This window comes from Polyangium jinanense, assembly GCF_028435265.1.
Taxonomy (GTDB): Bacteria; Myxococcota_A; Polyangia; order Polyangiales; family Polyangiaceae; genus Polyangium; species Polyangium jinanense.
In genome coordinates this window covers 1-14,274 of record NZ_JAGTJK010000084.1, presented here as the reverse complement: position 1 = coordinate 14,274, position 14,274 = coordinate 1, and the positions used below count along the sequence as shown (strand labels likewise).

The window sequence follows — 14,274 nt, the reverse complement described above, 5'->3', positions numbered from 1 at the left end:
CCGTGGAAGATCGCCCGAACGATCCGCTCGATCCCGAGAAACGCCGCGACGTCATGCAAGCGACACGGCCCCGAGGCCTACCGCTCTTGCCACGCGCCGGGCAAATGGCGAGTGAAGCGCGGGGCAAGCATCTCCCGCTCGCGCGCAAGGTCCGTGATATCGATCTCGAATGTCGCCCCATTTACGCGGTCTGGGAGCTGACGCTCGCCTGTGACCTCGCCTGCCGCCATTGCGGATCGCGCGCGGGCACGGCGCGTCCGGACGAGCTCACGACCGCGGAGGCCACGTCGCTCGTCCGGCAGATGGCGGCGCTCGGCGTGCGCGAGGTCGCGCTCATCGGCGGCGAAGTGTACCTGCACGAGGGCTGGACCGAGGTTGTCCTGGAAATACGCCGTGCGGGCATGCAAAGCACGCTCGTCACGGGCGGCCGCGGCATGACCCCGGAGCGCGCGCGTTTGGCCAAGGAGGCCGGCGTGCAGAGCGTCGCGGTCTCCATCGACGGCACCGAGCCCACGCACGATCGGTTGCGCGGGCTGTCGGGCTCGTACGCGGCGGCCGTGCAGGCGCTCCGCAATTGCCGTGAGGCAGGGATCCCGGTCGCCGTCAATACGCAGGTGAACCGCCTGAACCTCTGCGAGCTGCCGCATATCTTCGATGTGATCCTCGACGTCTCCGCGCACGGCTGGCAAGTGCAGCTCACGGTCCCGGTCGGCCGCGCCGCCGACGAGCCGGACGTCCTTTTGCAGCCGTACGATCTCCTGGAGCTCTTCCCGCTCCTCGCCTCGCTCAAGGCCCGCGCCGACGCCGCGCGTGTCAAGATGCTCGCCGGCAACAACATCGGCTATTACGGGCCCTTCGAGCACCTCTTGCGCAGCTACACCACCGAAAAACATGCCGATTCGTGCAGCGCCGGCCGCTCCACGCTGGGCATCGAGTCGAACGGCGACGTCAAGGGCTGCCCCTCGCTGCCCACGGAGTCCTGGGTCGGTGGCAACGTGCGGCAGGCTTCCCTGCGCGACATCTGGGAGCGCTCGTCCGCCCTCCGCCACATGCGGGATCGCACGGAGGAGGAGCGCTGGGGATATTGCCGCACGTGTTATTACGGTGAGGTTTGTCGCGGCGGGTGCACCTGGATGGCCACGGCCCTCTTCGGCAAACCGGGAAACAACCCATATTGCCATCACCGCGCCCTCGACATGCAGCGCCTCGGCAAACGTGAGCGCGTCGTGCGGGTCGCGCCGGCCGAGGGGCTGCCGTTCGATCGCGCCTCGTGGGCGCTCGTCGACGAGGATCTTCGCTGATCAGGCAGCGGGCCCGAGCCCCTCGTGGGAGAGCCATTCGAGCATCGCGCGGAGGAGCCCATCGTCCCACACGCCGGCGCGGGGGTTCTTGAAGCTCTGCGCGTAACTCTCGTGCCGGCGCATGTCGTGCCCCACCTTGTCGAGGAGCACGAAGTGCGACCGCCCCGGCGACGCAGCCGCGATCTCGTCCGCGATCATGCGCCCCTCGTCCGGCGCCGCAGCATAATCGTAACTCCCGTGCAGCACGAGCACGGGCACGTTCGTCGTCCTCCACAACGCGGGCAGATCGAGGCGCTCGATCTCCTGGAACAACGAGACGTGACGGCCGAACATCGTCTCGCCGTGGCACGACGTCCCTTCGAGCCACGCGAGCTCGGGGCGCTTCGCGAAGACGTCCCGCGGGAACATGCCTTCCCGACAAACGCTCGCATGCATCTCGCTCCACGCGGCGACATACTTCTCGAGCTCCTCCCCTTCCATCCCGGCGAGGATGCGCTGCCGCCGCGTCGCCCGCACCATGCAATCGACCCATTTGAGCTGGGACGTGCCGAAGACGACCACGCCGCGCGTCTGCGTTCCCTCGCCTGCGAGGATCGGCGCGATCATGCCCCCGAGGCTATGGCCGAAGATCACGATCCGCCCCACGAGCGGGTCCTGCGCGAGTGATTCGATCGCGGCCCGGTAGCCCTCCACCTCGTCGAAGAACCCCGTGGTTTGGCAGGGCGGCCCCTCGCTGTCGCCCACGCCGCTCCGCTCGACGCGCATCGTGGCGATGCCCGCGTCCGCGAGGCCCGAGAGAAACGCGCGCATCGGATCCTCCGGGTCCTGCGGGAGCTCGCACGAAGCTGTGCCAAGGCCCGAAAGAAAAAGGACGGTCGTGAAAGGAGGACCGCCCGCCGTGGGAATCGCAAAGAGCGTCCTTTGCCGCCACGAATCCCGCACGGTCACGTGTCCCAGACGAACCTCCGCGCCCGCGATACGCTCGACCGGCAGCGGCGTGGCCTTGCCGGGGAGCGTCACGCGCGCGCCGTCGCGCACGATCTCGAAATGGAGCGGCGCGCCGGGCACGAGGCCTCGCACGAGCGCGACAAGCGCGCGCGGCTCGGACACCGTCACATCTCCGAGCGCCACCAAGCGATCGCCCGCCCGCACGCCCGCGAGCGCGGCGGCCCCGCCTTCGGCCACCCGCACGACCTCGAGGCCCTCCGAGGCGCCCTCCGCGGGGCGCGCGCGTAACTCGAGGCCGAGGAAGGGTCTTCGGGGGAGCGCTTGGTCTTGGTACATTCCAAACCACGATGCCACGGCACGCCCTCGGGATCCACGCCCTCACCTTGCTCCTTGCGCCCGCGATCGCGCACGCGGAGGCGCCCGCCCCCGCGCTCGCGCCCGTGCCCCTGCCTGCGCCGAAAGGGCCGGATCCCGCGGCCATCGCCGCGCGCGAGGCGCACCTCGAAACGCAGACGCGCGCGATGACCGTGCTCACGAGCTGGGCCGTCGCCAGCATCGCCACGGGCGCCGCGCTCTGGGCCACGGGTGGCGACGACTACACACGCTCGATCGGCATCCAGAACGTCGCCTGGGGCGCGGTCGACGGCGTCATTGCCGGGTTCGGCTACCGCGGTCTCGCGAAGCAGCGCGGCCTCGACAAACCTCTTTCCTACTGGCAGGCCGAAGACAGCAAGGCGCGCACGATCTTCCTCGTGAATGCGGGGCTCGACGTCCTTTACGTGACGGCCGGTGCGTTGATGATCGGGTTTGGCAAGAACGACTGGGTCCGCGGCGCCGGCGCGGGCGTCGCCCTGCAGGGAAGCTTCCTTTTCGCCTTCGACACGGCCATGGGCCTCGGCGCCCGCTGACACGCCCGGCGACGCTTCGACAACGGCCTTCGCCGTGAGTTCCCGCTCCACATGCGCTCGAAAATCGGCGAAGATCAGCCACGCCGCCGTAGATCATCCGCGGCCCTGCTTCGTCGAACCGCACCGGACACGACGTCTCGAGCCTGAGGGGATATGACCATGTCGCGCATGTCGAAGAGCGGTACCTCGATGATCCTCGGAAGCCTCTGCCTGGCGAGCGCCCTCGGCGGCAGCGGCTGCACGAAGGCGGCCCCGAGCAACGAGGAAGCGACCGCGCAGGCGCCCGCAGAGCCGGAGCCGAATACCCGGGCCAAGGGCGAGCAAGGCTACATGGGCATCCCCGACCACGCCGCCGAGGCGCCCCGGGCGTTCGCCATCCGCGGCGGCGACGACGCGACGCGCGGGCCGGGCGAGGCCGCCAAAGTCGGCGGCGGCGCCCCGCCACCGGCCCCGACCCAGGCGCTCATCCCACCCTCCGCGAACGACGCCCCCACGATCGACCCGAACGGACGGTTTGCCACGACATACCGCCCCGGCGGCGGCCACCTCGCCGCATTCGAATCCGCGGTCGCGCGCGGCATCATCCCGCCGGGCGAGCGCGAGCTCGTCTCGGACGTCGGCGCCCGTTACGTCACGGGCTTCGAGGTCCCGAAGGGCAAGGCCCTCGGCATCCAGGCCGGCCTCGAGCGCGGAAAGCTCCCGCCGTCCGGCAGCCCGTTCCACCTCCGCCTCACGCTGAAATCGAGCCCCGACAAACCCGCCGAGCGTCCGCACCTCTCCGTGCACCTCGTCCTCGACGTGAGCGGCTCGATGCAAGGTGAATCGATCAAGCAGGCCCGCGAGGCCGCCAGCGCGCTCGTCGACAAACTCGCCCCGACCGACGACTTTTCCCTCGTGACGTTCTCGACCGACGCCGAGGTGAAAATCCCCGACGGCCCCGTCGGCGCGCGCCGCGAGGCCATCAAGAAGGTGATCGCAGAGATCAAGGAGGGCGGCGGCACCAACATTTCGAGTGGCCTCGAGCTTGGGTATGCGCAGGCCGAGACGAAGACCATCCCGCAGGATGCGGTGAAGGTCGTCCTCTTGCTCTCCGACGGCCGCGCGAACAGCGGGATCAAGTCGGCGAGCGGCATCTCGAAGCTCGCGCTCGACGCCTTCCAGAAGGGCATTCAAACGAGCACCTTCGGCCTTGGCGCCGATTACGACGGCGCGCTCATGAGCGCGATCGCCGAGGACGGCGCGGGCGGGTATTACTACCTGCGCGACGCGGCGCAGATCGCCCCGGCGCTCGGCACCGAGCTCGACAAGCGCCTCGACCCGGCGGCGACGGCCGTCGAGGTCCGCGTGCGCCTGAAAAAGGGCTTCGATCTGCTCAAGGTCTACGGCTCGCGCCGCCTCTCCGAGGCCGAGGCGCAGCGCGTGCGGGCGCAGGAGGTCGCGGCGGACGAGCAGGCGGCGAAGCGCGACAACATCAAGCAGGACCGCAAGGACGACAGCGAGGGCGGCATGCGGTTCTTCATTCCCGCCTTCGCCGCGGGCGACAGCCACGCGCTGCTCTTCCAGCTCCGCGCGGGCGCTGGCGTGGGCAAATCGCAGCTCGCGCTGGTCGAGCTCAAGTACAAGGACCGCATTTCCAAGAAAAACGTGACCGAGGAGTTCCCGATCGACATCGAGTGGGCCGACTCCGACGCGGCGAGCGGAGCGACGATCGACGGCTCCGTGGCCCGCACGATCCAGGGTTTTGCGGCGGGTGAGACGCTGGCGCGCGCGGCCCAGAACGTCGCGGGGGGTGACAAGAATTACGCGATCAGCCTGCTCACCGAACGCGAGACGATCCTGCGCGAGGCGGCGAAGACCCTCGAAGAGCCGCTCTTCCTGAAGGACGCCGATCGCCTCGCCCGCATGCGCGAGCACGCGGCGCAAAGCACGGGCATGGGCGATCCGCTCCTCTTCGCCATGCTGCTCGAGACCGCGAGCCGCTCGCATCTGCGATAGGCTGAGACGCACATGCCCGATCCGATCGTCCTCAAGGTCCCGCTCGACAAACCCGCCGTGCACGTGGATGTCACGGCGGGACAAACCATCACTCTGCGCGGGTTCTATACGTCGAAACACGACGGCTCGATCCTCGACGCGGCCACGACGACCTGGCCCAAGGAGGCGCCCGGGGGCGCGTCGGTCGATCCGGTGGGGCTCGTCGAGGTGGAATCGGGCGGGTTTCACCTGACGAAACGAAATGTCGACACGCACGAAGTGGAGCTCGTCGCGACGGGCTCGGGCGCGGAGGCGTGCGCGGCGGCGGGCGTCGAGGCGCCGTGCCTCGTGGTGAACAAGCGAATCGCCCTGCAAAAGCGGCTGATGGGCTGGGAGGAGTTCAAGGGATCACTCGTCGGCCAAGGCGTCGAGGCGGTGCTTCCGCCGCCGCCCGTGGTGGAGGTCGCGCCGGGCGTGATGCCGTATTTGCAGGCAGGCGCGGGCGTGGCAATCGCCGCGGTGGTCGGGTTCGCCGCATGGACTTGGAAAAAGAAGCGGGACGCCTCGCCCGCGGGGCAGATGCTTTCGCTCGCGCGTGGCGTGAAGGAGCAGCTCCGGCGCGCCGATCCGGTGCTGGCGGCGCCGCTCGCGCCCGCGGTGGACGCGGCGATCCGGTCGTTACGCGAGCGGCGCGTGGATCCGGCGTCGGCGGAAGGAAAGCGGGTCGCCGAGGCGCTGCGGAAGACCTCGGCGCGGCTCGATGCCTCGATGCGGGAGGCGCAGGCCGCGAAGGAGCAGGAAGCCGCCGACGAGCTCGTGCAGGAAATGGAAGCGGCGCTCGAAGCGGCCGACGAGGTGAAGCGCGCGCATCGGGCGGTCTAACCGCGGCTGCGGTAGATCGTCTCGATACGTTTTCGCGCGAGCCCGAGCGGTTTGTCGAAGCGGCTCAACGTTTTGCCACGAAGCTCGGGGCTCTTGTCCGCGAGTTTGCCGAGGAGCGTGACGTCGCGCCGGAGCTCCATCACCACGAAGGCGCGCGTCAGGAGATACGCGAAGGCATTGAGGCCATAACGGTCCCACGGCGCCGCGAGCGCGTACGAGAGCGCGAAAATGTCCGTCTGCCCGGCCGTGACGGGCACGAAAAAGATCGCGATCCGCAAGGCATTCGGCCGCCGCTCCCCTGTCGCCGGATCGAGCCAGTATTGATCGTAGACGGTGGAGACCGGCGAGAACCACGTGGTCCAGTCGTCGACGAAGGAATCACCGGGCTCGATCTGGAGCAGCGTATACAGCGGCCGTGGGAGCGCCTTCTGCGGGCCCTCGTTGTAGACGCGTACGCTCGTTTCCGTGCTCGTCACCTCGCACGTGACCTCCGCCATGCGCTCGCGTGGATACCCGAGCAGCGCGTGGACCTCGGGCGTGTGCTCGACCTCGATGAAATTGTCGAGCGTGACCTCGAGCGGCGCCTCCGCCCGTTGCCGCGTCTTGCCAATGAGGTGATACCCGCTCACGTCGAGCGTGGGGAAAGCGGCTTGCGCGCCGCGGCGCTTGATCCAGACGAGGCCGTATCGCTCGACCACGTCGAAGGCGTCCGCGGAAGGACGCGCCGCGGGCGTGGCGGGGCATTTGCCTTCGCCGTCCGGCGCGAACGACCAGCCATGGTAAGGACAAACCAGCCGGCCGCCCTCCACGCGCCCCTCGCTGAGGCGCATGCCCCGGTGCGGGCACACGTCGGCGAGCGCACCGAGCGTCGCCTTTCCATCCGAAGCGCGAAACAGGACGAGCTCGCGATCACAGACGCGGACGGGCGCGGGCTTTTTGCCTAGCTCGTCCGCGAAGAGCACCGGGTGCCAGTGATCGAGCTCGGCCATTTCAATGTTTCTCCCCCGCGAGGTGATCCGCGACGCGCTGGGCCTCGATCGCGATGTCGTGGAGCGCGCCCGTGAGCGGGTTCCGGAAGCCGATGAAAAAGAGCCCCGGCGCCCCCGGCACCGGCTCGCCGAAATAACGCGGATACCCCCGTTCGTCGAGCCAACCCTCCGCGTCCTCGAAGTAGTCGGAAATCCCGGTCCGATACCCCGTCGCGAGCACGACCGCGTCGAAGGGGCGCGCCGTCCCATCGACGAATTGCACCTCGCCGGGGCCGAAGGAGCGCACGTCCTTCACCACGTCGATCTGCCCTTGCTTGACGAGCTCCAGCGTCCCCACGTCGATGAGCGGAATACGCTTCTCGACGAGCACCTGCGAGATCGGTCCAAGCTTCGGCCGCGTAAAACCGTACGGCGTGAGGTCCCCGAGCATCCGATCGAGGGCGAAGAGCGAGATCGCGTCGGCCACCTTGGGCGGCAGGCGCGAGAACAAGAAGAGCGAGCTTATCTGCGAGGGGACGCCCGTCAAATCACGCGGAATGACGTGCACGGGGCCGCGGACCGAGAGCGCGGGCTTGGCGCCGTGCTCCCAGAGGTCGAGCGCGATCTCCGCGCCGGAGTTGCCCGCGCCCACGACGAGGACCCGCTTGCCCCGCCAAGGATCGCCGTTCTTGTAGCGCGAGCTGTGCAGGATCGGGCCGCCAAAGGAGGCCTCGCCCGGCCAGGTCGGGATGTTGGGGACGCGGTTGTACCCCGTGGCGACGACAAGTCCGCGCGTGTGGAACTCGTTTTCCGACGTGCGAAGGACGAACCCGCCGTCGACGCGCCGTGCCGAGCGGACGTCCTCGCCGAACCGCGGGCTCAAATCGAAGGCGCTGGCGTACGCGTCGAGATAGCTGACCATCTGCGCCCGCGACGGGTAGGTCGGCGTGCCGGCGGGCCAGGGCATGCCGGGCAATGCGGAGAAGCGCTGCATGGTGTGCAGGTGCAGCCGCTCGTAATGGTTCCGCCACGACGACCCCACCTCGGCCGATCGCTCTAGAATTTCGAACGAGATGCCTCGGGACCGCAAGCACGCCCCGACGGAGAGCCCCGACGGACCGGCGCCCACGACGATGACTTCCGCCTCTTCGCGCATGCGGCGCATCCTAGGCGATCCGTCGCGGCGCTCAACCTTTCGCGACAGACGCGACGACGATCTCGATCGCCCGCGCGAAGACCTCCGGACGCGGCAGCAGGCTGACCACGAGAAATCCCTCGCGCTCCATGTCGAAAAAATAGCCCGGATGCACGACGATTCCGTGCTCGCGCACGAGCGTTTCAACCCAGGTGTCTTCGTCGCGTGTCCGCGGAACTTCGAGGATCGCGTACCAGCCGCCGTCCGTGGGCAAGCGCCGGACCGCAACATCCTCGCCCGCCGCCGCGAGCGCGCGATCAAGCGCCGCGAGGTTTTCCGCCGCGCGCGCGCGAACGGGCTCCTGCACCGAGGCGCGCACGGCGAGCAGCTCCGGGAGCGCGAGCTGCACCGGGGTCGAGGCCGAGAGGTAGGTGTCCGCGATGAGCTCGAGCCGCGCGATCGCCTCGTCGCAAAGCGCGTCGGGGCCGCAGACGAGCGTCCAGCCGAGCTTGCATTGCGGTAGGAGCAGGCTCTTCGAGAGGCCGCCGAGCACGAACGTGAGCGCCTCGCGCTCGCCCGCGAAGCTCGGCAGCCGATCCGCGGGCAAGACGCCGTGCGGATACTCGGCGAAGACCTCGTCCACGATGAGCGCCATGCCGTGACGCGCGGCGATACGCGCGACCTCGGCCGCTTCGTCGCGACGCACGTAGGTGCCCGTGGGGTTGTTCGGGTGCACGAGCACGATCGCGCGCGCATGCCCGCGGGCCTCTTCGGCGGCGCGATCGAGCGCGCCGAGATCGATGCGAAATCCCTCTTCGCGCATGAGCGGGTACGTGGCGAGCTCGACGTCTTCGAGCCGGGCGAGGAACTCGAAGAGCGGATACGAAGGCGCTGGGATGAGGACCCGATCGCCGCGCTCGCAGAGCAGCTTGAAGAGCCACGTGTAGGCCTCGCTCGTGCTCGCGCTGAGGACGACGCGGTCCTCGCGGGCGGGCAAGCCGCGCTCGTGGAACGAGGCGGTGACGGCGGCGCGGGCCTTCGGGTGGCCGAGCGGAAGCGGCGCGTACGTCGTGCCGCGGGGATGGCCGAGCAGGGCGACGAGCGGCGTGGTGTCGACGATCCCGGCGCGCGTGGGGTTCGACTCCGTGAGGTCCGTGAGCTCGCGGCCTGAGCGCTGCGCGGCGGCGAGCAAGGTGGTCAGCGGATTTTCGGTGCGATCCCAGTCGGTTCGCCGGGTGAAGAGGGCACGGGCCATGCGAGGCGCGGAGCTTGTCGCCGAGGGCCCTGGCGAGCAAGGACGCCGGGAAAAACGAAGGCCGGCGTCGTCTCCTTGTCTCCAAGGTTGACGAGCAGCCGGCCTATGCGCGGAGCATCGAGCGCCGCGGTTCGTTCACAGCTTGCTGATGAGCGCGTCGCCGAGCTTCGGCTGATCGATCTTGCCAAACCAGATGGCCCAGACGCCCTTCATGAAGTCGACGCCGTCGACCGTCGCGCTGCCGCCGCCGCCCACGTTCACCGTGGTGGCCTTCTTCGCGGCGTCGTACGCGATCGTTACCTTGGAGTTTTCCTTGAGCTCGCGGGAGAACGCGCCGAGGAACTTGTCGATCTTGCCCTTGTCCGCGTAGCCGTTCATCGCGAACGCGTCGCGCAGCGTCTGCACGACCTTCTCGTGGTCGACGTCGCGCTTCATCGTCCACTCGAACTTCTTGTCGATGTCGGCGTCGATCACGGCCTTCTTCGACTTCTCGACCGCGCCCTTGATGAAGTGCGAGATCTGGTAGACGTTCACGTCGACGAGGACCACGGTCTTGACGCGGGTCCCGGTGCCCGTGAGTTTCCAGTCCTCGGCGAAGGCGCCCGCGCCGAACAGGAAGAGAGCCGCGAGGATCGAGAGGAAGAGGGGAAGCTGTCGCCTACGAAGTTGCATCGCGCTGACCTCCGCCGATGGGGGTGGTGGCTTTCATGACCGCCCCGGCCCGCGAAAACGCGTGCGCGGGCTGCCGGAATGACCCACGGCCTTCGTTTGACGTGAAACCATGAGAAGCCACGCAACGTCAAGCGACGAATTTCCAAGGATGTTCGTGACGGGATGCGTCAAAGAGCCACGCGAGGAAAAACCTCGCGTGCGTCGAAGGCGCGCGTTGCGGTGTGCTGGTAGGTTTGCCGCGTGGTGACCATCGAGCTCTACGGCGTGGCCCGGCTGCGCGCCCGTCGCGAGACGATCGAGGTCGCCGCGCGCTCGCTCGGCGAGGCGCTTTCTGCCCTCGGCGTCGCGTGCCCGGCGCTCGAGCCGCTCATCGTTGCGGGCGGACGACTCGCGCCGGGCTGGCTCGTGGCCCTCAACGGCGCGCAGATCACGGCCGATCTGGAGACGCCGCTCGGCGACGGGGACGTCGTGGTGCTGGTGTCCGCGGACGCAGGCGGTTAGAAACCGTGCATGGGGCGCGGCGGTTATTTCGAGCGATACCTGCGTGTCGACCTCGGCCGTCCGAGCGCCGAGCACGTGCCTCTCGATGAAGCGACGCGGCGCGCCGTCGTCGGTGGGGTTGGGCTCGGCGCGTTGCTCCTCACGCGCGAGACGCCGCCATGCTTCGATCCGCTCGGTCCCGAGGCCGCGCTCGTGCTCGCGTTCGGGCCGCTCGTGGGCACGCCGCTCACGACCTCGGCGAAGCTCGCGTTCGTGGCGAAATCGCCGCTCACGGGGCGCATCTCGGACGGGCTGTCGTCGTCGTCGTTCGCCATCGCGGGCAAACGCGCGGGGCTCGATGCGATCGTGATCGTCGGGGAGGCCGCGGAGCCGTCGATCGTGCTCGTCGACGAGGAGGGCGCGGAGGTCGTGCCTTGTCCCGAGCTGTGGGGGCGTGATTTTTCAATTTCAGAGGCGAGCGAGCGCCTCGGGAAGGCGTATCCATCGCATCGATTCGCGGTGATCGGGGTCGCGGGCGAGCGGCTCGTGCGGTACGCGGGCATCGCGAACGAGGGGCGTCATGCGGGGCGCGGCGGGCTCGGCGCGGTGCTCGGCGCGAAACGCGTGAAGGCGATCGGCGTGCGCGGGAGCCGGCCCGTGCCGCTCGCGGATGCGGAGACGACACTGCGCATCGCGAAGGATCTCGCGCGTCGATCGCTTGGACCTGCAACGGAAAAATATCGATCGCTCGGGACGGTGGCGAACCTCTCGACGTTCAACCGGCTCGCGGCGCTGCCGACGCGCAATTTCCAGGCGAGCACGTTCGAGGAGGCGCGGAAGATCGAGGGCGAAGTGCTGCACGAGACGCGCGAGCGAGGCCGGGGCTCGTGCAAGAGCTGCACGATCGGCTGCGAGCATTTCTTCGAGGTTCGTCCGGGCGAACGTCCCGTCAAAATGGAGTACGAGAACCTGTTCGCGCTCGGGCCGCTCTGCGGGATCGGCGATCCGGAGGTGGTACTGCGGGCGTCGTCGGCCTGTGATGAGCTCGGGATCGACACGATCTCGGCGGGCGGGACGATCGCGTTCGCCATGGAGTGCGCCGAGCGAGGCCTCTTCCCCGAGGGTATGCTCGCCGAGGAGGCGCGGGATCTGCGGTTCGGCGCGGGCGAGCGGATGCTCGTTTTGCTCGAGGACATCGCGCGGCGGCGCACGCCGCTCGGGGATCTGCTCGCGGAGGGGAGCCGGCGCGCGGCGGAGATCGTGGGCGGCGAGGCGCCGTCGTTCGCGCCCCACGTGAAGGGTCTGGAGATCCCGGGCTACGAGCCGCGGGCGCTGCAGACGATGGCGCTCGGCTTCGCCGTCGGGACGCGCGGCGCCGACCACAATCGGAGCGGGGCGTACGAGGCGGATTTTTCGGGGAAGGTGAATCGGTTCGAGGCGAGCGAGGAATCGGCGGCGCATGCCGTGGCGGCGGAGGATCGGGCGGCGGTGATGGATGCGCTGATCCTGTGCAAGTTCCTGCGCCGGGCGATGGAGGATTTTTTCGGGGAATCGGCGGAGATGCTGCGGGCCGTGACGGGCCTGCCGTTCGAGGCGGAGGATCTCGTGCGCGCGGCCGGGCGGATCACGCTCGTGCGACGGCTGTTCAACGAGCGCGAGGGGTGGACGCCCGCGGAGGACACGCTCCCCGCGCGGTTCTTCGAGGAGAAATTGCCCGGCGGCGCCGCGAAGGGCGCGGGGATCGATCGCGAGGGGTTCGCCCGGTCGATAAAGGCGTATCATGCGCGGCGCGGCCTCGACGAACGCGGGTTCGTCCCGGCGGAGGTCGCGCGGGACATGGCGTCCCTGATCGGGGGGAAGAACCGATGATCCTTGGTGATACGAGCGTCCACAGCCCGGCCCTGTACGAGATCTTCGCACGCATGTGGCTCTTCGACCTCGGGCGCGCGGCGGGCGCGCGCGTCACGCTCGCGGACGTGCCCGACGAGGAGCTCGATCGGCTGGCCCGGCTCGGCTTCGATTACGTGTACCTGATGGGCGTGTGGACACTCGGCGCGGTGGGGCCGAAGATCGCGCGGGAAACGCCGGGGTTGCGTGCCGAGTACGAGCGGGCGCTGTCCGATCTGGGGCCTTCGGACGTGATCGGGTCTCCGTTCGCGGTGGCGCGGTATGCAGTCGAGCCCTCGCTCGGCGGGGACGAGGCGCTCGCCGTGCTGCGCGAGAGGCTCAGGGCGCGGGGGATCGGGCTCTTGCTCGATTTCGTGCCGAACCACCTGGCGCGGGATCACCACTGGATCACGGAGCGGCCGGAGCTCTTCGTGCGGGAGGCGAACGGGAAGATTGCCTGCGGCAAGGATCCGTATTTCCCGCCGTGGACCGATACCGCGCAGCTCGATTTCCGCGCGAAGGAGACACGGCAGGCTTCGATCGAGGCGCTCCTCGACGTCGCTTCGCGTTGCGACGGCGTGCGGTGCGACATGGCGATGCTCGTGCTCTCGGACGTGTTTCGGCGGACGTGGGCGCATGCACGGCGGGCCGAGGGGACGCGGGAGGCCGAGGGCGAGTTCTGGGCCGAGGCGATCGACGCGGTGCGGGAGCGATATCCGAATTTCGTGCTGCTCGCCGAGGCGTACTGGGATCTCGAATGGCGGCTGCAGACGCTCGGGTTCGATTACACGTACGACAAGAGCATGTACGACCGGCTGATGCACGGATCGGCGCACGCGGTGCGCGGGCATCTGAGTGGGTCGTTTGATTACCAGGCGCGCTCGGCGCGATTCTTGGAAAACCACGACGAGCCGCGGGTCGCGTCCGCGCTGCCGCCAGATCGGCGCAAGGCGGCCACGGTGCTGCTCGGGACCGCGCCGGGAATGCGGTTTTTCCACGACGGGCAGCTCGAAGGGCGAAAGATCCGGGCGCCGGTGCAACTCGCGCGGCGCGCGGACGAGCGCGTGGACGAGGCAAGCGTCGCGTTTCACCGAGCGCTGCTCGAGGCGATGAAGCTCGACGTCCTGCGGCGCGGGCGTTTCGCGATGTTGCCGCCGCGTGCGGTGGGGCCGGGGAGCACGAGCTTCGAATCGTTCGTCGCGTATCGCTGGGATTCGCGGACGAGCGCCGTGATCGTCGTGGTGAACTTCGGCCCGTCGCGGGGGCAATGCAAGCTGACGCTGGATCTCGCGGGGATCGCGGGGAGGAACGTGCTGCTCGTCGACCGCATCGGCGGCGAGGAATACCGACGCAGCGGGGACGAGCTGCTCGATGATCGGCGCGGGCTCTACGTGGAGCTCTCGGCGTACGGCACGCATCTGTTCGAGGTCAAAAAGAGGTAACGATGGGCGCGTTCGTCCCGCCGCCCGATGCGCCCCCGGGGCAAGAGCCGATACGAACGCGGCGTATTTTGCGGTGCGAGGCGTGCTGGCTGCCGCCGTCGCTCTGCATTTGCGACAAGCTCGCGCCTACGACGGTGCGGACGCAGCTAGTGTCCTGAGTTAGAAGAACGCGAACATTTTTTGGACGATCCCCTCCCTCAACACATGGAGGTGAGTGGGAAGATGCGATGTCGAACTGGCCGCCCACTCGAACCTCTGGTCCTGACCGCTGAAGAACGCGAGACCCTGGAGCGCTGGCGCGCCGACCTAAGTCTCCGCAGGCGTTGGCGGACCGTGCGCGCATCGTGCTGGACTGTGCGGAGGGCAAGAGCAACGGTGAGATTGCCGCGTCGAATGGCGTCTCCCGACAAACGGTGAGCAAG

Annotated in this window: 13 protein-coding genes; 8 read left to right on the top strand and 5 right to left on the bottom strand. The window is 68.8% G+C overall.

The window, feature by feature from the left end; genetic code table 11:
• Window positions 1–2: 2 nt before the first annotated feature.
• Window positions 3–1,301: a radical SAM/SPASM domain-containing protein gene (locus KEG38_RS51390; RefSeq protein WP_272428272.1), complete on the top strand. Its 1,299-nt coding sequence runs from the start codon at window positions 3–5 to the stop codon at window positions 1,299–1,301.
• On the opposite strand, the gene KEG38_RS51385 is transcribed toward KEG38_RS51390, so the two are convergent.
• A complete protein-coding gene (locus tag KEG38_RS51385) occupies window positions 1,302–2,585 on the bottom strand; it encodes an alpha/beta hydrolase family protein (RefSeq protein WP_272428271.1) in 1,284 nt (427 codons plus the stop codon). It lies immediately after the preceding gene.
• Between the two features lie 11 nt (window positions 2,586–2,596).
• On the opposite strand from KEG38_RS51385, the gene KEG38_RS51380 reads away from it, so the two are divergent.
• The 3 genes from KEG38_RS51380 (at window position 2,597) to KEG38_RS51370 (ending at window position 6,013) form a co-directional block, all read left to right on the top strand.
• Entirely contained in the window at window positions 2,597–3,157 is a 561-nt protein-coding gene (locus tag KEG38_RS51380; RefSeq protein WP_272428270.1) for a DUF6992 family protein, read from the top strand.
• Window positions 3,158–3,325: 168 nt separating this feature from the next.
• Entirely contained in the window at window positions 3,326–5,152 is a 1,827-nt protein-coding gene (locus tag KEG38_RS51375) for a vWA domain-containing protein (RefSeq protein ID WP_272428269.1), read from the top strand.
• Window positions 5,153–5,164: 12 nt separating this feature from the next.
• The gene (locus tag KEG38_RS51370) at window positions 5,165–6,013 is read left to right on the top strand and encodes a hypothetical protein (RefSeq protein ID WP_272428268.1); all 849 of its coding nucleotides are present in this window, start codon (window positions 5,165–5,167) and stop codon (window positions 6,011–6,013) included.
• On the opposite strand, the gene KEG38_RS51365 is transcribed toward KEG38_RS51370, so the two are convergent.
• The 4 genes from KEG38_RS51365 to KEG38_RS51350 all read right to left on the bottom strand — a co-directional run bounded on the left by KEG38_RS51365 (window position 6,010) and on the right by KEG38_RS51350 (window position 10,043).
• Window positions 6,010–7,002: a Rieske 2Fe-2S domain-containing protein gene (locus tag KEG38_RS51365; protein WP_272428267.1), complete on the bottom strand. Its 993-nt coding sequence runs from the start codon at window positions 7,000–7,002 to the stop codon at window positions 6,010–6,012. The genes KEG38_RS51370 and KEG38_RS51365 overlap by 4 nt on opposite strands.
• 1 nt (window position 7,003) lies before the next feature.
• Window positions 7,004–8,137 carry a flavin-containing monooxygenase gene (locus tag KEG38_RS51360; protein ID WP_272428266.1) on the bottom strand — a complete coding sequence of 378 codons (1,134 nt, stop codon included), beginning with the start codon at window positions 8,135–8,137 and terminating at the stop codon, window positions 7,004–7,006.
• Between the two features lie 31 nt (window positions 8,138–8,168).
• A complete protein-coding gene (locus KEG38_RS51355; RefSeq protein ID WP_272428264.1) occupies window positions 8,169–9,371 on the bottom strand; it encodes a pyridoxal phosphate-dependent aminotransferase in 1,203 nt (400 codons plus the stop codon).
• 135 nt (window positions 9,372–9,506) lie between these two features.
• Complete coding sequence (locus KEG38_RS51350; RefSeq protein ID WP_272428263.1) at window positions 9,507–10,043, bottom strand: chalcone isomerase family protein; 537 nt, start codon at window positions 10,041–10,043, stop codon at window positions 9,507–9,509.
• Window positions 10,044–10,283: 240 nt separating this feature from the next.
• Here KEG38_RS51350 and KEG38_RS51345 point away from each other — a divergent pair, with 240 nt between their 5' ends.
• The 4 genes from KEG38_RS51345 to KEG38_RS51330 all read left to right on the top strand — a co-directional run.
• Entirely contained in the window at window positions 10,284–10,544 is a 261-nt protein-coding gene (locus tag KEG38_RS51345; protein ID WP_272428262.1) for a MoaD/ThiS family protein, read from the top strand.
• Between the two features lie 9 nt (window positions 10,545–10,553).
• Complete coding sequence (locus KEG38_RS51340) at window positions 10,554–12,392, top strand: aldehyde ferredoxin oxidoreductase family protein (RefSeq protein WP_272428261.1); 1,839 nt, start codon at window positions 10,554–10,556, stop codon at window positions 12,390–12,392.
• Window positions 12,389–13,852: an alpha-amylase family glycosyl hydrolase gene (locus tag KEG38_RS51335; RefSeq protein ID WP_272428260.1), complete on the top strand. Its 1,464-nt coding sequence runs from the start codon at window positions 12,389–12,391 to the stop codon at window positions 13,850–13,852. Before KEG38_RS51340 ends, KEG38_RS51335 begins: the two co-directional genes overlap by 4 nt.
• Before the next feature lie 323 nt (window positions 13,853–14,175).
• The coding region (locus tag KEG38_RS51330) for a helix-turn-helix domain-containing protein (RefSeq protein ID WP_372518247.1) at window positions 14,176–14,274 on the top strand (99 nt) is incomplete at its 3' end.

Bases quoted from the DNA above. Each gene is read 5' to 3' on its own strand.
- KEG38_RS51385 (WP_272428271.1), bottom strand. From the start codon at position 2,585: ATGTACCAAGACCAAGCGCTCCCCCGAAGACCCTTCCTCGGCCTCGAG.
- KEG38_RS51380 (WP_272428270.1), top strand. From the start codon at position 2,597: ATGCCACGGCACGCCCTCGGGATCCACGCCCTCACCTTGCTCCTTGCG.
- KEG38_RS51375 (WP_272428269.1), top strand. From the start codon at position 3,326: ATGTCGAAGAGCGGTACCTCGATGATCCTCGGAAGCCTCTGCCTGGCG.
- KEG38_RS51370 (WP_272428268.1), top strand. From the start codon at position 5,165: ATGCCCGATCCGATCGTCCTCAAGGTCCCGCTCGACAAACCCGCCGTG.
- KEG38_RS51365 (WP_272428267.1), bottom strand. From the start codon at position 7,002: ATGGCCGAGCTCGATCACTGGCACCCGGTGCTCTTCGCGGACGAGCTA.
- KEG38_RS51360 (WP_272428266.1), bottom strand. From the start codon at position 8,137: ATGCGCGAAGAGGCGGAAGTCATCGTCGTGGGCGCCGGTCCGTCGGGG.
- KEG38_RS51355 (WP_272428264.1), bottom strand. From the start codon at position 9,371: ATGGCCCGTGCCCTCTTCACCCGGCGAACCGACTGGGATCGCACCGAA.
- KEG38_RS51350 (WP_272428263.1), bottom strand. From the start codon at position 10,043: ATGCAACTTCGTAGGCGACAGCTTCCCCTCTTCCTCTCGATCCTCGCG.
- KEG38_RS51340 (WP_272428261.1), top strand. From the start codon at position 10,554: ATGGGGCGCGGCGGTTATTTCGAGCGATACCTGCGTGTCGACCTCGGC.
- KEG38_RS51335 (WP_272428260.1), top strand. From the start codon at position 12,389: ATGATCCTTGGTGATACGAGCGTCCACAGCCCGGCCCTGTACGAGATC.